Raw genomic sequence first — 16,111 nt, 5'->3', positions numbered from 1 at the left:
ACGCTATAGCATCCGCCCGGTATCCGCGGCACTTTGTCGGAGCGTAAGATGACTGCGTTAGGGCCGAGCCGGCGCGCGTTTGTAACGGCGCTGATGTTTGCCGCCATCGGCTGCGGATCATCCGGCGCCCAGGAAGGGCGCCGCGGTTTTTACACACCGCCGGCTGCCGGCACCTTTCATCCGGTGCCGGCCGAATTCGGCATGGTGGTGGCGCAGGAAAAACTCGGCGCGCGGATCGGCGCCGATATCCTGCGGCAGGGCGGCAATGCCGTCGATGCGGCGGTAGCGACCGGCTTTGCGCTGGCGGTGACCTATCCGCGCGCCGGCAACATCGGCGGCGGCGGCTTCATGGTGATCCACTCGGCGGATCGCAACGAAGACGTCGCCATCGACTATCGCGAAACCGCGCCGGCCGCGACCACGCGCGACATCTTTTTGGGCGCCGACGGCAAGCCCGATATCGCCAAATCGCGCGATTCGGCCTCAGGCATCGGCGTCCCCGGCACGGTCGCGGGACTGGCGCTCGCGCTGGAGAGATACGGTTCGGGCATTTTGACGCTGGCGGACGTCTTGAAGCCGGCGATCGAGCTTGCGCGCGATGGCACGCTCATCACCGACGACAGCGCCGACACGCTGCCGGATTGGCACCCGCGGCTGGCGCGATGGCCATCGTCGGCGAAACTGTTTTCCCGCGCCGACGGCTCGTCGCTGCGCGAAGGCGACACGCTGGTGCAGAGCGATCTCGCAGCCACGTTGTCGGCAATTGCAGAGCAGGGACCGCGCGGCTTCTACCAAGGCCCGGTGGCGGAAAAGCTCATAAAATCCATTCGCGATGCCGGCGGCATCATGACACTAGAGGACCTTGGATCCTACATGCCCGTCATTCGCACCCCGGTGCGCGGCAATTATCGCGGCTACGACATCGTATCGATGCCGCAGCCTTCGTCGGGCGGCATCGTGCTGCTGGAAACCTTGAATATCCTCGAAGGCTTTCCGATGCACGACATGACGCAGGGCTCGGCGCCTTCGCTGCATCTCATGATCGAGGCGATGAAGCGCGCCTATGCCGACCGCGCGCGTTATCTCGGCGATCCCGCCTTCGTGGATGCGCCGGTTTCGACCTTGATCGCAAAGCACTACGCCGCAAAGCAGCGCGCCGGCATCGATCCCCGCCGCGCAACGCCGTGGACAGAAGCGCTGCCGGCGGTTCCGCCGCGCGAAGGCGGCAATACCACGCACTTCTCGGTCGTCGATGGCCGCGGTAACGCGGTCAGCAACACCACCACGCTCAATTTCAGCTATGGCATGGGCCTGGTGGCCGACGGCACCGGGGTGTTGCTCAACAACGAACTCGATGATTTTACGGCCACGCCCGGCGCTTCCAACGCCTACGGCTTGGTCGGTTTCGAATCCAATCTGCCGGGTGCGGGGAAAAGGCCGTTGTCGTCGATGGCGCCGACCATCGTGCTGAAAGATGGCAAGCCGGTGCTGGTGACGGGATCGCCGGGCGGAAGCCGCATCATCTCTGCGGTGCTGCAGGTGATCGTCGACGTGCTCGACTACCAGATGGATGTGGCTTCCGCAGTCGCCGCACCCCGGCTGCATCACCAGTGGCTTCCGGACGAAGTCCGGGCCGAGCGCGGCTTTTCCGACGACACCCTGACGACGCTGAAAGCCATGGGGCATAGGGTGGTCGAGCCGCTCGGCCAGACCTCGGCCAACTCGATCGCGGTCACGCCAAACGGCCTGCTGGGCGCCCCCGACCCCCGCACCCGCGGCGCCGAAGCGGCGGGGCATTGATGCAGGGAATGCGCCCTCATTTGTCGAGTGACACCGTCACGGATCGGCGTAGGATTTGAACAGACGCCGGCGCCAGCCGGGATCTGAAACAACCGGACAACAGGTTGGCCGACGAAACCATTCAACCGGGAGGAGAAAGATGCGGACACGACGCGATATCTTGCTTGCATCGGTCGCGGCCGGACTGGCCGTGAAAACACGAACGGCTTTCGCCAAGGCCGCGCAGCCCGCCACGCCGGTGAATTTCGAGGTGCCGGCAGCCGCTTGCGATTGCCACACCCATATTCATCCCGATCCTGCGAAATTTCCGATGTTCGCGGGCCGCGTCTATACGCCGGAACTGGCGTCGCCCGAAGAGATGTCGGCGCTGCACAAGGCGCTGCACATGGAACGCGTGGTGATCGTGACGCCGAGCATCTATGGCCCCGATAATTCGGCGACGCTGTTCGGCATGAAGGCGCGGGGCGCCAACGCCCGCGGCGTCGCGGTGATCGACGACAAGACCGCAGAGACTGATCTTGACGCCCTGGGCCAGGCCGGCGTCCGTGGCATCCGGCTCAACCTCGCCACCGGCGGCGTCAACGATCCCAATGTGGCAAGGCAGCGATTCCTGACGGCGGTCGATCGCATGAAAGCACGCGGCTGGCACGTGCAGATTTACACGCAGCTTCCAATCATCTCCTCGATCCAGGAACAGGTGGCGTCGTCGCCTGTGCCGGTGGTGTTCGATCATTTCGGCGGCGCGCAAGCCGCGCTCGGCGTCGACCAGCCGGGTTTTGCGGACCTGCTCGAACTGGTGAAATCCGGCAAGGCCCACGTGAAAATTTCCGGCGCGTATCGTGCATCCAAACTGGCGCCTGACTACCCCGACGCGGCGCCGCTGGCGAAGGCGCTGATCGCAGCCAATGTCGAGCGCATCATCTGGGGCACCGACTGGCCGCATCCGGATTCGATCACGCCGCCCGGAAAGCAGATTACCGACCTGACACCGCTGTTCCAGATCGACGACGGTCGGCTCCTCAACCAGTTGCCGGTGTGGGCGCCCGATGCCGCCACCCGCAAGACCATCCTGGTCGACAACCCGGCCCGGCTTTACGGATTTTGAGCAGCCGCCGACGCCGCATGACGGCACGAAAGCTTGTTTGGTCCGCATTGATCCTTGCGGGCCTCGCAGCATTGACTATCGGTTTCAGGCCCGATCGGGCGATCCGGGTGGCCACCGGTGTCGTGGCTCACAATGTTTGCGCCAAGACCTTCGTTTCCGGGCTCGATCCGCAACAGGTCTTTGCCGAAACCATGGAGCGTGAGGGACTTCGCCGGCTCAAATGGGCGATGACCTATCGTACCGACCGGGACCAGAACATCGTCAATGCATCGGTCGCCGGCCTGTTCGGCAGCCGCGCCGCATTCCATAACGGGTTGGGCTGCATCCTGCTGCACGGGCGTTCCGAACCCTATCTTCCCAAAAGCGACATCGCCGCGTTGAAGGAGCCGAAAAATCCCCCGCTGCTGCCAGAGATTGCCGGGGACGCTATTGTCGAGCCGTCCGATGCCAAGTTGAGCGCCGCGCTCGATCACGCCTTCGAAGAACCTGCAAGGCCGCCGTTTCGAAGAACCAAGGCGGTGGTCGTCGTGCACGACGGCACGGTGATTGCGGAGCGATATGCCGATGGCATCGGCATCGATACGCCGCTGCGCGGCTTTTCCATGACCAAGTCCGTGGTCAACGCCTTGATCGGCCTTCTCACCCAACAAGGTCTCGTCACGCCGTCGATGCCGGCGCCGATTGCCGAATGGCGCGGTTTGACCGACCCGCGCCGTGAGATCGAGGTCGAACATTTGATGCGCATGACCACCGGCCTTGCACTGGATGAAACCAATTCGGGTTTCGATCCCTCCAGCCAGATGGTCTACCTGCACAACGACATGGCCGGATTCGCCGCGAAAGCCCCGCTCATCGCGACGCCGGGAGCGCGATGGGCCTATAGCAGCCCCTCGACGCAACTGCTGGCGCGGATCATCCGCGATGCCGTCGGCGGTCCCGAGCAGACCTTGAGATTTGCATGGCGCGAGCTGTTCAATCCGCTGGGAATGCGCACCGTGACCCTGGAGTTCGATGCGACCGGCACCCTGCAAGGATCGTCCGCCATGCTGGCGAGCGCGCGGGATTGGGCACGTTTCGGCCTGCTCTATCTGAACGACGGCGTGGCCGGAGGCCAGCGCGTTCTGCACGAGGACTGGGTCGATCTTTCAGCCAGCGCGACGCTCGACACCGACTATGGTGCCGGCTTCTGGACCAACCGAAGCCGGCATCCGCGCGCCGAATACCGCGTCAAGCTTGGCATCCCGCGCGACGCGTTCTTTGCGTCCGGAGATCTTGGCCAGCGCATCGTTATCCTGCCGGCCCAGCATCTTGTTATCGTCCGGCTCGGCGATTCCGTCGATCCGACCGGCGATATGAGCGGGCTCGGCCGCCTGGTGAGCGAGGTGATTGCGGCGACGCAGGACCGGAGGGCGGATTAGCGAAGCGTGCTCCGCCGAGCCCATGGTGCCAGAACGGCGGATTACGCTTCCCAGTCCGCCCTACTGGCCGATCGTGTACGGTCCGCCCTTTTCCAGTGCGTGGGCGTAGGCGGGGCGGGCGTGAATGCGCTCGAGCCACGCCATCGCCCTGGGATGGCCGTGTTCGAGGCCTGCGCGCGCCGACGCGGCTTCCAGCGGAAAGCTCATCTGGATGTCGGCCGCGGTGAAGTCATTGCCGGCGAACCATTCGCTCCTGCCAAGTTCGGCTTCCCAATAGGCCATGTGCTGCTTTAGCTGCGGATTGACCAGCGTGCCCAGCGCCTGATTGGATACCGCGCGCACCAGGGGACGCAGCAGCGCAGGCGCGCGTTTCGGCAGCAGCGAGAACAACAGTTTCAACAGCAGCGGCGGCATTGCGGAACCTTCGGCGTAATGCAGCCAGTAGGTGTAACGAAGCCGTTCCGGCGTTTTCGCCGGTGGGATCAGGCGGCCGTTGCCATAGGTGTCGAGGATGTATTCGACGATCGCCCCGGACTCCGCGACGGTGTTGCCGTCGTCGGTGATGACCGGCGATTTCCCGAGCGGATGAATCGCACGCAATTCCTTCGGCGCGCGCATGTCCGGCTGACGCTGGTAGCGCGCGATCTGGTAGGGCACGCCAAGTTCTTCAAGCAGCCACAGCACCCGCTGGGAGCGCGAATTGTTCAAATGATGGACGGTAAGCATGGCGGTCCCCACGGCGTCGTCGTGTTCCGGCCCCGTGGTGCCAGCCCGACCATCTAAAGTCGAGCGATATGCACCGGTCCCATAATTATCAGGGTAATATTGACAATCATATTTATCCGGGTACTAATATCGAGATTGGCATTACCTGGATCCCGCGATGTCCCTGCACCGACCCGAATGTTTTACCGCCTTCGACGGTCAGCGGCGGCTGGCGTCCGGGGCGCTCGTCGACGTCGCCCTTGCGGTCAAGCGAGCGGGGCAGCGCGCCGCGGCGATCGCAATTTTCAGCGACGCGACCGGACAGCCGATCGACCTCGATCTTCGCGGCTCCGACGATGAAATCGTGGCACGGCTGCCTGCCTCGGCGGCGGCGCCGCCTCGCGGACGCGGCCGGCCAAAACTCGGCGTGGTCGCTCGCGAAGTGACGCTGCTGCCCCGCCATTGGGAGTGGCTCAATGCGCAACCTGGCGGCGCATCGGCGAGCTTACGAAAACTGGTCGAAGCGGCGCGCCGCGCCAACGGCGACAAGGACCGCAGCCGCGCCGCGCGCGATGCGGCCTATCATTTCATGTCGGCGATGGCAGGCAACCTGGCGAATTTCGAGAGCGCCTCGCGCGCGTTGTTCGCGGACGACCGGCTGCAGCTCACCGCGCTGGTCGGGGCATGGCCCGGCGACGTGCGCGATCACATCCTCCGGCTCGCCTTCGGCGACGGTGTCGTTCCGGTTGATCCGGCGAATGCGAACCGCTAGGCTGGTTTGAATGATAAGGATCATATAAGACGGCGGCGCCGGCCGCAGCCGTCGGCCGACGGAGTCCGCCATGAGCAAGTCAGCGCCGCAATTCCTGTTCGACGTCGGCAGTCCCAACGCTTATCTCAGCCACGAAGCCATCCCGGCGATCGAACGGCGCATCGGCGTCAGGTTCGAATACGTGCCGATACTGCTCGGCGGCATCTTCAAGGCGACCAATAACAAATCGCCCGCCGAAACGCTGGCCGGCGTCAAGAACAAGCGCGAGTATCACGCCGTCGAAACCGAGCGTTTCGTCAAGCGCCATGGCGTCAAGCCTTACACCTGGAATCCGTTCTTTCCGGTCAATACGCTCAACCTGATGCGGGCCGCGGTCGCCGCGCAGATCGACGGCGTGTTCGAGACATACGTCGATGCCGCGTTTCATCACATGTGGGACGAACCGAAGAAAATGGACGATCCCGAGGTGGCCGCCAAGGCCCTCACCGCGTCCGGCCTTGACGCCGCAAAATTGTTCGCGCGTGCGCAGGATCCCGAGGTCAAGGCAAGGCTGATCGAAAACACGCAATCAGCCGTCGAACGCGGCGCATTCGGCTCGCCGACATTTTTTGTCGGCAAGGAAATGTTCTTCGGCAAGGAACAGCTGCGCGAGGTCGAGGAATTGGTGGCCGGAAGTTAATCGAATTTGAACTCATTGCGGCGGCCCGTTGGCTGCGCCTCGAAGGATGGGGCACAGCTGCATGCGGCCATCCTTCGAGACGCGCGCAAGAGCGCTCCGTGAGATGACGGTCTGGTGGAGTTTAGAATGCAAACACGCAACGCAACCGTCGCGGTGATCGGCGCCGGCGACTATATCGGCGCCGAGATCGTGAAGAAATTCGCCTCGGAAGGATTTACCGTGTTCGCCGGCCGCCGCAACGGCGACAAGCTGGCGCCGCTGGTGAAGGAAATCGAATCCTCCGGTGGAACGGTCCTGGCGCGCTCCCTCGACGCGCGCAACGAAACCGAGATCGCCGCGTTTCTCAACGACGCCGATGCGCATGCGCCGCTGGAAGTGACCATCTTCAACGTCGGCGCCAATGTCAATTTTCCGATCCTCGAAACCACCGACCGCGTATTTCGGAAAGTCTGGGAAATGGCTTGCTGGGCGGGCTTCCTCGCCGGGCGCGAATCGACTCGGCTGATGCTGCCGCATGGCAAGGGCAACATCTTCTTCACCGGTGCCACCGCGAGCCTGCGCGGCGGGTCGGGCTTTGCCGCGTTCGCCGCGGCGAAATTCGGATTGCGCGCGGTGGCGCAGGCGATGGCGCGCGAATTGGGACCAAAAAATATCCACGTGGCGCATTTGATCATCGATTCCGGCGTCGACACTGCCTGGGTGCGCGAACGCCGCGAGCAGCTCTGGGGCAAGGGGGCGCTCGACAATCCCGATCTGCTGATGCCCCCGGCTTCGGTCGCCGCTTCCTACTGGCAGCTTTACCAGCAACCGCGCAGCGCCTGGACGTTCGAGCTCGAGATTCGTCCATTCGGAGAGAAGTGGTAGCTGCAGAGATACTCCCCGTCATGACCGGGCTTGACCGGCCATCCGTCTTTCTTCGAAAGCCTCTTTTCAAATGGATGGATACGCGGTGCGAGCCCGCGTATCAGAACTGCTGAAAACCAGTAAAGGGATTTGAAACATGCGCATCCTCGTGGTGGGCGCCGGCGCGATCGGCGGATATTTCGGCGGCAGGATGCTGCAGGCAGGCTGCGACGTGACATTTCTGGTGCGACCGCGCCGCGCCGCCGAGCTCGCCGCAACCGGCCTTGTGATCAAAAGCCCGCTCGGCGATGTGACGCTGAAAAATCCGGCAACCGTGCAGGCGGACCAGCTCGGGGAGAAATTCGACGTCGTCTTGCTGAGCTGCAAGGCTTTTGACCTCGACGACGCCATCAAATCCTTTGCGCCGGCGGTTGGGCCGCAGACGGCCGTTATCCCGCTGCTCAACGGCATGCGGCATCTGGATGCGCTCGACGCAAAGTTCGGACCTGAGCGGATCCTCGGCGGCCTCTGCGCCATCGCCGTCACCCTCAACGAAACACGCGAGATCGTTCATCTTCAGCCGATGCAGTCGCTGACCTTTGGCGAACGCGACGGTAAACAGTCGGATCGGGTCCGCGCTATCGCGGATACGATGGGAAAAGGCAATTTCGGCTCGAAAGCAAGCAACGAAATAATTCACGAGATGTGGGAGAAATGGGTTTTCCTCGCCTCGCTCGCAGCCTCCACCTGCCTGATGCGGGCGTCGGTCGGACATATCGTGGCGTCGCCGGGCGGCAGGGATTTCATCCTCGGTATGCTCGATGAATGCAGCGCGGTGGCCAGCGCCGAAGGCCATGCGCCGGGCACGCCGTTTCTGAAGCGTATCAGCGGCATGCTCACGGCCGAAGGCTCGCCGATGACCGCATCGATGTTCCGCGACATCAAGGCCGGCGCGCCGGTCGAGGCCGATCATGTCATCGGCGACCTGACCGCGCGCGGCGAAGCGGCGAAAGTGCCGGTGCCAAAATTGCGCACGGCGTATACGCATCTCAAAGCGTACGAGAAGACGCGAGATGAAGTTGCTCGCTAGTCCGATGAAGCGGCATCCGGCCGCGCGGACTTTGACCGCAGAAGGTGCACCGACCGATACGCGCTACTTAAATTAGGCGCGCGATCGCGCGCGCAATCCTGTCCGTGTTGCGTGCGTCGCCAGTTGCGCCGGGGTTTTGCTTGACTTGTCGTAATGACAAAGCCAGACTTCGCGCGGAGCTGGAGGAAGCATAATGCGAACATATCGTTTGATCGTCGTTGAGGAAGAAGGAGCCCGGACCTTCCCGATCGATCAAGAGACCATTGATCAAAGTCCGGCGCTCAAGGCGATCGTTGAAAGGTCTTTCAAGACTTCAAACCGTGAGGGGCTCGAATCCGTTGGATTTGACCAGAGCTACGATGAGACTCCAAAGCACGACAATTATCACGAAGACCGCACCCGGCCCGACGGTTACGGCAAATCCTATACCCGGAAGATTCCTTGACATTGCACCTGCGGTTCGCTCGATCCGAGCCGACGGCTAATATATCAACTTCGGACTTGCCTGCAGGCCCGCCAACAGCCAGCGCCGCCGCGTCAAGCTCCGGGTTTATCCTTAATCTCTACAGTGGGAGAGAGTTATGGCCACCTACCGTTTGTTTGTGACCGAGCATGAGGGCGGCCACTCGATTTCCATCGACCAGCAAATCATCGACGAAAGCCCGGCGCTTAAAGCGATCCTTAACAGGACCCTCGAGAAGGCCGGCGACGATACCAGCAACACCTACGCGCAAAGCTACGGTCAGACCACCACGCATAACCGGCAGCACGACCAAGTTACGCCGCCGCAGCCGCATCACAGCAAGTCATACAGCAAGCAGCGAAGTTGAGGCAGTCCGGACGCCCGCGATGTGCGGCGCTTTTGATAGTGCTGCCGAGGGACGGTTTCTTTCTATGATCATCAAGATGCACAGCCGGTGCAACATAAACTGCACCTATTGCTACATGTACAATCTCGGTGATGATCCGAGCGCGAGCCTTCCCAAGCGCCTCAACTTGGAGGCTATCGATGCCGTGATCGCCAGCGCGCGTCGTGAATTCGAAGCTGGCCGGATGGGCACCGCGAGTTTCGCGCTGCACGGCGGCGAGCCTTTGTTGGTCGGCAAAACCTATATGAGGCAATTCCTGGCCCGGGTCCGCGACCTCGCCGGCGACTTGCCGCTCAAGCTGACGATGCAGACTAACGGGCTGCTGTTGGACGATGCATGGTGCGACCTGATGGAGGAATATCGGGTCAGCGTCGGCATAAGCCTTGATTTGCCGGACCAGCACGGCCGTACGCAGCGGCTGGATTTCAAGGGCAGAGACACCTACTCACGCGTCATCGAGGCCGTAAAGCGGTTTCGCGAAAGGTCGTGTTTCGCCGGGGTTATCATGGTAGCTTCGGAATTCGCCGATGGCGCTGCGGCTGTGGAATTGCTGTGTGGCGACCTTCAGGTCCCTTGGTTCGACATCCTGATTCCGGACCTCACCCACGACCATATCGCCGGCCGGACCGACTGGGCCGAGACGCAGCGGCGGCTACTTGCGTTCTACACTTCTGCGTTCGACACCTGGGCGGGCAAATACGCGGAGACCATCGACTGCCGGCTATTTGATAATCTTGTCAGCCTGCATCTTGGCGGCAACTCGTCGGCCGATGCAGTCGGCACGCCTGGTTTCAGCGCCGTGATCCTGGAAACCGACGGTAGCGTCGAGCTACATGATACCTTGCGGATCTGTTCCGGATTCGACCGGCGCCTGTTCGAAAGCGTCTCTGACAATGTGTACAGCGACGTTCGCGATCACGAAAAATATAAGCAGATCAACTCTGGCGATTTTCCATCGGCGGAAGCTTGCCGGAACTGCGACGTGCAGACCCTGTGCCAAGGCGGGGAGCTCGCGCACCGTTACTCGCGGGAGAAAGGCTTCAGCAATGCGTCGGTGCATTGCCAGTTGCTCTATGGCCTGATCTCGCACGTCGGTCAGTGGGTGCGGCGCGAGCTGAAGGTGGAAACGCTACGAAGAGCGCCGACCGGTGATTTCCCGCCTGCGGCGGCAAGCGTCGCGGCGGCGTAATTTGTCGGCAACCCCGGCTGGCTACAAATGCGCAAGATAATGCGCGAGCGCCACGATCTCTTCTTCGTGCAGCGGATAGGCGACGTCCGCCATCGCGGCCATGCCGCCGCCGGAACGCAGGCCGGACTTGTAATCATGAAGCGCCTTGAGCAGATATTCCTCACGCTGGCCGGCGATACGCGCCACCGCCTTGGTGCCGGCGTAGGATTCGGTGTGGCATGACGCGCAGCGGCGGCCGGCGGCGGCCTGCGCACCCTTTTTCGACAAATCGGGGTCATCATCCGGGTCCGAATTTTTCGGCGGCGCCAGCGAGGCGAAATAGGCGCCGAGGTTGCGGATGTCGTCGTTGTTGAGCTGTTCGACGATCGGCTGCATCTGCTCGTTCTTACGCGTGCCGGCACGGAAGAACACCAGTTGCCATTGAATGAACTGATCGGGCTGCGCCGCCAGCGAGGGAATATTCTCGGTCTGCGAGATGCCGCCTTCGCCGTGACAACCGACGCACAGTTCGGCCTTTTGCTTGCCCGCGGCAACGTCGGCGGCGTGGGCAGAAGCGGCGCAGACAGCCGTCAAGAGCAGGGCCGCGACTAATTTGATCGGCATCGCGTCATCTCCGCGTCGTGGCTGGGCTTGTCCGGCCATCCACGTTTGTTGGCCAAGGAAGGAAGGCGTGGATGCCCGCGCATGGCGACTTTACGCTAGCTGCCATATTCCAAAACGCGGGGACTGCGGTCGCCCTCGAAGCAACCGCAGCCCGAGTCCTTACCCTTATTTCTTGCTGTAGCTGATGCGATAGATCGCGCCGGCCCAATCGTCGGCCACCAGGATCGAACCGTCCTTGTCCAGGATGATATCGGCAGGACGGCCGAGATAGCCCTGGTCGCCCTCGATCCAGCCGGATGCGAACACGTCCTGTTTGGCGTTCTTGCCATCGGGACCAACGGTGACCCGCACGATGCGGGCGCCCTGGTACTTGTGACGATTCCAGGAGCCGTGTTCGGCGATCAGGATGCTGTTCTTATACTCGGCGGGGAACTGGTTGCCGGTATAGAACTTCATGCCGAGCGGAGCCACGTGGGCACCGAGATTGAGCACCGGCGGGGTGAACTCCGAACATTTATGGCCCATGGCGAATTTCGGATCCGGCAGGTCGCCCTGGTGGCAATACGGATAACCGAAATGTTCGCCGAGCTTGGAGATCATGTTGAGCTTGTCGCTGGGGATGTCGTCGCTCATCCAGTCACGGGCATTTTCCGTGAACCAGTATTTGCCGGTGCGCGGATCGACGTCGCCGCCAACGCTGTTGCGGACGCCGAGCGCGACCAGTTCGGCATTGCCGGTTTTCGGATCGACGCGGCGGATCTGCGAGACCGAGGTCGGCGGGATGCCGACGTTGAAGGGAGGTCCGAACGGCAGGTAGAACCAGCCCTCCTTGTCCACCGCAATATATTTCCAGCCATGCGCCGCGTAGGACGGCATGTCGTCATACACCACTTTGCCGTCGCCAAGCTTGTCGAGGTTGGCTTCGGCGTTTTCGTATTGGATCAGCTTGTCGACGGCGATGACATAGAGCGAACCGTCGCGAAAGGCGAGGCCGGTCGGCATGTTCAGGCCCTTGAGGATGGTCTTGACGTCTTTCTTGCCGCCATTGTCGATGATGGCGTAGACGTTGCCGAGGCCGAACGATCCCACGAACAGCGTACCTTTGTCGCCCCAGGCCATCTGCCGTGCCGCCAGCACGTTCGATGCATAGACTTCGATCTTGAAGCCCGGGGGCAATTTTATCTTTTTCATCATTGCGGCAAGCTCGGCGTCCGACGAGCCGGTCGGCGGCCCCGATGGCGGCGCCAGGCCTTTCTGCGCTTCGGTTTCGTCGCCGAGGAACCAATCGTCCGGCGGATGGGTCCAGAATTCCTTGTTGCCGGATTCGTATTTCTTCAGAGGCTTTTGCTGTGCGGTGGCCGGGGTCATCCCGAGGCTCGCAATCCCCGCGATGGCGAAGACGGCGGCGCACGCAACAACGGATCGATTGAAAGCCGATTTCATCGCGTCACTCCCTATGCGGCCCGGTCGAGCCGCGCTGTTATTTTGTTGCGAACCCGTCATGACGGGTTGCTGGCCTGCGGTTTGGCGGCAGACCGCAAAACCTAACACATCCGGCCGAAGAGAGAAGTATGCGACGTGTGGTTAGGACTGGCTGGGATGGATTGAGAAGAAATTTCTCTGCGGCCTGCCGTTCAAAGCAATTTTAAACCTGGTCGCTGCACTGCACCCGCGCGGAGCCGATGCGTCTGCTAAGCGTTGTCGTCCCAGATCTGACTCAAAACCAATAAATTCAGGTGGTCTCATCAACGCTGCTGCGAGCCATCCACGCCGTGGCTCCAAGGTATGCCGGGCAATGGGCGCGCCAAGCCTCGATCATGTATTCGTCGCGGCCGCCCAACAATGCAAGACTGGCGCTTTCGCGCCTGCGCATGGGTTGGTGCGGTACCGTCCATGCGGCGGTCCGCACCCTCTGTCGGAACAGGAACGTTATCGCCCCCCAGCCGCGCCGGCTGATGTGATCATATCTTGTCGTATTTCCCCACATATACCTGACTCGTCAGGTAATAGTCCGTGACGGCCAGAAGAACCATCTCGTCCGGCCCTGTATTGTGGGTCTGATGAATTGCCCATCTCGGGCAGAACACCGCATCGCCGCCCTTTACCTTGACCCACGTTTCTCCGACCAGGATTTCTCCGGTGCCGGCAAAAAACAGAAAAAGAGTTTCATGCGCATGTTTATGCCGATTATTATATTTCCCTGGTGGAATGCGCACCACGCGAGGATCAAGCACTTCCGCGGTGCAAGGGTAGCGCTCGACAGTAAACTGAATACTGCGCTTCTCGTCCTCCTCGGCAAACATGATTTCCCCCACGCCCGGAAACAGTGCAATCGGGGGTTCTTCCGTTCTCTCCAGACTTCGTCTCGCCTGGATGCGATCGATCGGACCGTCCAAGCGGTTAAGGCGCATCAAGTCGAACAGGTCGGAAAGAAATTCCAGCTGGAGATCCAGGAACGTGTCGACTGCGTCTCCTTCAGGACCGTTGCCGCAAAGTCTCAGGTCGCTTTCATGCGAGGCCAACTTTGACGCAACGCTTGCCGCTGCGCCCGCAAGTCCCTTCTCCAATGCGGCGAAGCTCAATGCCGACATCTGCAGCGTCATATTAACGAACGAGCGATACGCTTGCGCCGGGCACCCGGTGTAGAGGTTTGTGACCCTGTCGACGAAAAACTTCGCGCAGGAGGGTAGCACATGCGCGCTTTGAAGTTCGCGTGAAATACCCAGACGATCCAGAATGACAGATATCTGGCCGTCGCTATGAGAGCTGATTTGAAACGTCGAACAAGACGTTCGATTTCCGCCGGATTGCAGGCTCCGAATTCCGGCGTCGACGAGTTCCTTATGAACCTGGATCAAAATCGGAGCGACAAACGACACGTCTTGTTGTGTTGCCCAACCGGCGTTCATCGCGGAAAACAACGGCTGCGCCAGCAGCCTTTCCACTGACTTTTTCCAAGGATGATCCGCTACAGTTTCAACGGGCTGATAGGTTTTTTCAGAGCTTTGTAAGGTCGTTTCCATGTTCCAACTCCTTTGCGAACACTGAATTCACCGATCGGACTTGCTCAACCGGCAGCAATAAGTCAGTGCAGATTGAGCCGATCAGGCCGCGCCGCGCTCCGCTGCAGTCACCAACGGCGCTCGTTTGCCCGTGACCACCATGACAACGCCGATCATGACGAATGCGATGCCCAGTATGGTCAGCCAGGGCGGCAGTTCATTGAGCATTGCCATGCCCATGAGAACCGCTAAAGCCGGAGCCAGCGCGCCAAAGATCGCCGCTCGAGGCGCACCCAGTCGGCGCACCGCTTCCGTGTAGAAGAACATTCCCAGGATAGCCACCGCGATGCCTTGGGCAACGATTTGAAAGCCAAGCTCCTTGAGCGGCGCTTGAAAGATGGAAGGCGTCAGCCACAGAAAATAAATGGGAGAAAACAATATGGCTGAACATACGTTCACCAACGCCGTCGCATGCCAAGGGCTGATGCCCGAGCGTCGTTGCGCTATCGTGAAGCACGCAAAGCAGAAGCCGGCCAGCAGAAACAGCAAATCGCCTCTCCACTCGCCGACAGACCGGTTCACCAGCAACGAATAGCTGCCGATGCATAGGGCGCCAACCCCGACGACAATCAGTCCGATGACTTGTGGAGGTGAAAATTGTTCGCCGAAAAGCACCCCGGATAACAACGCAACCCAGATCGGCATCAAACCGATCATCAGCGTTGCGATGTGCGACGCCGGAGCAAACCTCACGCCTTCTGAAGCCAGCAGCATGAACGGCGCTCCGGCGCCGAACACCATCACCAGCAGGCGTGCGATACCGATTTGTTGAATTGCAAAGCCCTTCCTGACCAGAATAGGCCATAGAATAAGCGCCGAGACGCCGAAGCGAAGAAAGGTCACATCCTGCGGCGTCAGGTTGGTTGTCACCGCAAAGCGTGTCGCGACCGACCAGCCTGACCAGATCAATGCCACGGCCAGGCCGGATAGAACGCCCAGCAATTGCACGCCACCGTCGGTGCGACCGGGCTGTGCTTTCGTCGTAAAAAACCCCGTCATGGGGTTACTTGCCTTCCCGAAGGATCTTCAGGATCCCGATTACATCGTCCTGGGATTGGCCAGCCCGAACCGCCCGCGTGAACAATTCGCGGTTGGTCGTGGCGACCGGCAGCTTGAGGCCGCGCTCCAGCGCTTCGTCACAAACCAGGCCGATGTCCTTGGCAACATGACGAATGGGCGCCTCCTGAGCGAAATCTTCATTGGTCAGCTTGGTGACCTTGGAACGGAACACGCCATTCGCCAATGGTCCGGCTGCAACCATCTCCAGAAAGGTCGGAACGTCCAAACCGATACCCTTGGCGAAGTACGTTGCCTCGCTTATCGCTTCAAACCATGAGATCAGAAGCAACTGGTTCGCGAGCTTCATTCTCATCGCGGTGGGCAACGGGCCGCAGCGCACCGTCTTCTTTCCGATCGCATCGAATAAGGGTTGCACCTCATCAATGGACTTTTCATCCTTTGCGGATGCCAGAATGACAAGCTCGGCCGCCTCCGCAGGTTGTTTGGATCCGGAAACCGGCGCCTCAACATAGCGCGCACCGCGCTGTGAAAGGCTTGCGCCCAGACCTTCGGAATAGGAGGGGGCCACGGTGGCCATCAGCACGACGCTTTTTCCCTCGACAGGCGCTCTGATGGCACCGCTCGCGTCGCGGCCCAGAACCTGATCGACGTCGTGCTGGGTAGACACCATGATGATGATGACTTCCGACCTTGAAAACACTTCGTCGACGGTTTGCCCAACGGCAACTCCGAGAGATCGGAGCCCTTCGCAGCGCTCGGGTGTGCGGTTGAACACCATGACGTCATGGCCCGCTTTCTTAAGGTTGCGAGCCATCGGTCCGCCCATCACGCCGACACCTATAAGACCCGCTTTCATATCGCCATCACCAGCTAATTAGCGCCAACTTTATGCTCTATGCCGCCTGCTTACCACGCCGCACATAGCCACGTTGAAAAATAGCAATGTATTCATGCCG

The 16,111-nt window shown here is 61.2% G+C and carries 16 protein-coding genes; 10 read left to right on the top strand and 6 right to left on the bottom strand.

Annotated elements, in window-relative coordinates:
• The first annotated feature begins 93 nt into the window (after positions 1-93).
• The 3 genes from ggt to ACFE72_RS16990 all read left to right on the top strand — a co-directional run bounded on the left by ggt (position 94) and on the right by ACFE72_RS16990 (position 4,323).
• Complete coding sequence (gene ggt, locus ACFE72_RS17000; RefSeq protein WP_375414300.1) at positions 94-1,800, top strand: gamma-glutamyltransferase; 1,707 nt, start codon at positions 94-96, stop codon at positions 1,798-1,800.
• Positions 1,801-1,939: 139 nt separating this feature from the next.
• Positions 1,940-2,905 (top strand): amidohydrolase family protein, encoded by a 966-nt coding sequence (locus tag ACFE72_RS16995; protein WP_375414286.1) that lies wholly within the window; start codon positions 1,940-1,942, stop codon positions 2,903-2,905.
• A gap of 107 nt (positions 2,906-3,012) precedes the next feature.
• Positions 3,013-4,323: a serine hydrolase domain-containing protein gene (locus ACFE72_RS16990; protein WP_375414285.1), complete on the top strand. Its 1,311-nt coding sequence runs from the start codon at positions 3,013-3,015 to the stop codon at positions 4,321-4,323.
• 60 nt (positions 4,324-4,383) lie between these two features.
• On the opposite strand, the gene ACFE72_RS16985 is transcribed toward ACFE72_RS16990, so the two are convergent.
• Positions 4,384-5,049 (bottom strand): glutathione S-transferase family protein, encoded by a 666-nt coding sequence (locus tag ACFE72_RS16985; RefSeq protein WP_375414284.1) that lies wholly within the window; start codon positions 5,047-5,049, stop codon positions 4,384-4,386.
• Between the two features lie 157 nt (positions 5,050-5,206).
• On the opposite strand from ACFE72_RS16985, the gene ACFE72_RS16980 reads away from it, so the two are divergent.
• The 7 genes from ACFE72_RS16980 to ACFE72_RS16950 all read left to right on the top strand — a co-directional run bounded on the left by ACFE72_RS16980 (position 5,207) and on the right by ACFE72_RS16950 (position 10,470).
• The gene (locus ACFE72_RS16980; protein ID WP_375414283.1) at positions 5,207-5,800 is read left to right on the top strand and encodes a DUF2239 family protein; all 594 of its coding nucleotides are present in this window, start codon (positions 5,207-5,209) and stop codon (positions 5,798-5,800) included.
• A 70-nt stretch (positions 5,801-5,870) separates the two neighbouring features.
• Entirely contained in the window at positions 5,871-6,479 is a 609-nt protein-coding gene (locus ACFE72_RS16975) for a 2-hydroxychromene-2-carboxylate isomerase (protein WP_375414282.1), read from the top strand.
• Positions 6,480-6,605: 126 nt separating this feature from the next.
• On the top strand, positions 6,606-7,343 hold the full coding sequence (locus tag ACFE72_RS16970; protein ID WP_375414281.1) for an SDR family NAD(P)-dependent oxidoreductase: 738 nt from the start codon (positions 6,606-6,608) through the stop codon (positions 7,341-7,343).
• Positions 7,344-7,479: 136 nt separating this feature from the next.
• Entirely contained in the window at positions 7,480-8,412 is a 933-nt protein-coding gene (panE, locus tag ACFE72_RS16965; RefSeq protein WP_375414280.1) for a 2-dehydropantoate 2-reductase, read from the top strand.
• Positions 8,413-8,605: 193 nt separating this feature from the next.
• On the top strand, positions 8,606-8,857 hold the full coding sequence (locus tag ACFE72_RS16960) for a hypothetical protein (RefSeq protein WP_375414279.1): 252 nt from the start codon (positions 8,606-8,608) through the stop codon (positions 8,855-8,857).
• Positions 8,858-8,993: 136 nt separating this feature from the next.
• Positions 8,994-9,242, top strand: coding sequence for a hypothetical protein (locus ACFE72_RS16955; protein WP_375414278.1), 249 nt, complete (start codon positions 8,994-8,996; stop codon positions 9,240-9,242).
• Between the two features lie 19 nt (positions 9,243-9,261).
• Complete coding sequence (locus ACFE72_RS16950; RefSeq protein WP_375414277.1) at positions 9,262-10,470, top strand: radical SAM protein; 1,209 nt, start codon at positions 9,262-9,264, stop codon at positions 10,468-10,470.
• Between the two features lie 21 nt (positions 10,471-10,491).
• On the opposite strand, the gene ACFE72_RS16945 is transcribed toward ACFE72_RS16950, so the two are convergent.
• From ACFE72_RS16945 to ACFE72_RS16925, 5 genes are all read right to left on the bottom strand, one after another.
• Positions 10,492-11,073, bottom strand: coding sequence for a c-type cytochrome (locus ACFE72_RS16945; RefSeq protein WP_375414276.1), 582 nt, complete (start codon positions 11,071-11,073; stop codon positions 10,492-10,494).
• 165 nt (positions 11,074-11,238) lie between these two features.
• Positions 11,239-12,516, bottom strand: a complete 1,278-nt coding sequence (locus ACFE72_RS16940) for a PQQ-dependent sugar dehydrogenase (protein WP_375414275.1) — start codon at positions 12,514-12,516, stop codon at positions 11,239-11,241.
• A gap of 518 nt (positions 12,517-13,034) precedes the next feature.
• On the bottom strand, positions 13,035-14,096 hold the full coding sequence (locus tag ACFE72_RS16935) for a cupin domain-containing protein (protein WP_375414274.1): 1,062 nt from the start codon (positions 14,094-14,096) through the stop codon (positions 13,035-13,037).
• Positions 14,097-14,177: 81 nt separating this feature from the next.
• Entirely contained in the window at positions 14,178-15,134 is a 957-nt protein-coding gene (locus ACFE72_RS16930) for a DMT family transporter (protein ID WP_375414273.1), read from the bottom strand.
• 4 nt (positions 15,135-15,138) lie between these two features.
• Complete coding sequence (locus ACFE72_RS16925) at positions 15,139-16,011, bottom strand: NAD(P)-dependent oxidoreductase (protein WP_375414272.1); 873 nt, start codon at positions 16,009-16,011, stop codon at positions 15,139-15,141.
• Between the last annotated feature and the right edge of the window lie 100 nt (positions 16,012-16,111).

The sequence above is a fragment of the uncultured Bradyrhizobium sp. genome (assembly GCF_964252615.1).
GTDB lineage: Bacteria > Pseudomonadota > Alphaproteobacteria > Rhizobiales > Xanthobacteraceae > Bradyrhizobium.
This window is presented reverse-complemented; position numbering and strand designations above follow the sequence as displayed.

What these genes read in the sequence shown, in the direction of transcription:
- ACFE72_RS16925 (WP_375414272.1), bottom strand. Translation starts at nt 16,011, where the DNA reads ATGAAAGCGGGTCTTATAGGTGTCGGCGTGATGGGCGGACCGATGGCT.
- ACFE72_RS16970 (WP_375414281.1), top strand. Translation starts at nt 6,606, where the DNA reads ATGCAAACACGCAACGCAACCGTCGCGGTGATCGGCGCCGGCGACTAT.
- ACFE72_RS16985 (WP_375414284.1), bottom strand. Translation starts at nt 5,049, where the DNA reads ATGCTTACCGTCCATCATTTGAACAATTCGCGCTCCCAGCGGGTGCTG.
- ggt (WP_375414300.1), top strand. Translation starts at nt 94, where the DNA reads ATGTTTGCCGCCATCGGCTGCGGATCATCCGGCGCCCAGGAAGGGCGC.
- ACFE72_RS16980 (WP_375414283.1), top strand. Translation starts at nt 5,207, where the DNA reads ATGTCCCTGCACCGACCCGAATGTTTTACCGCCTTCGACGGTCAGCGG.
- ACFE72_RS16960 (WP_375414279.1), top strand. Translation starts at nt 8,606, where the DNA reads ATGCGAACATATCGTTTGATCGTCGTTGAGGAAGAAGGAGCCCGGACC.
- ACFE72_RS16995 (WP_375414286.1), top strand. Translation starts at nt 1,940, where the DNA reads ATGCGGACACGACGCGATATCTTGCTTGCATCGGTCGCGGCCGGACTG.
- ACFE72_RS16975 (WP_375414282.1), top strand. Translation starts at nt 5,871, where the DNA reads ATGAGCAAGTCAGCGCCGCAATTCCTGTTCGACGTCGGCAGTCCCAAC.
- ACFE72_RS16950 (WP_375414277.1), top strand. Translation starts at nt 9,262, where the DNA reads ATGTGCGGCGCTTTTGATAGTGCTGCCGAGGGACGGTTTCTTTCTATG.
- ACFE72_RS16955 (WP_375414278.1), top strand. Translation starts at nt 8,994, where the DNA reads ATGGCCACCTACCGTTTGTTTGTGACCGAGCATGAGGGCGGCCACTCG.
- ACFE72_RS16940 (WP_375414275.1), bottom strand. Translation starts at nt 12,516, where the DNA reads ATGAAATCGGCTTTCAATCGATCCGTTGTTGCGTGCGCCGCCGTCTTC.
- ACFE72_RS16935 (WP_375414274.1), bottom strand. Translation starts at nt 14,096, where the DNA reads ATGGAAACGACCTTACAAAGCTCTGAAAAAACCTATCAGCCCGTTGAA.
- ACFE72_RS16945 (WP_375414276.1), bottom strand. Translation starts at nt 11,073, where the DNA reads ATGCCGATCAAATTAGTCGCGGCCCTGCTCTTGACGGCTGTCTGCGCC.
- ACFE72_RS16930 (WP_375414273.1), bottom strand. Translation starts at nt 15,134, where the DNA reads ATGACGGGGTTTTTTACGACGAAAGCACAGCCCGGTCGCACCGACGGT.
- panE (WP_375414280.1), top strand. Translation starts at nt 7,480, where the DNA reads ATGCGCATCCTCGTGGTGGGCGCCGGCGCGATCGGCGGATATTTCGGC.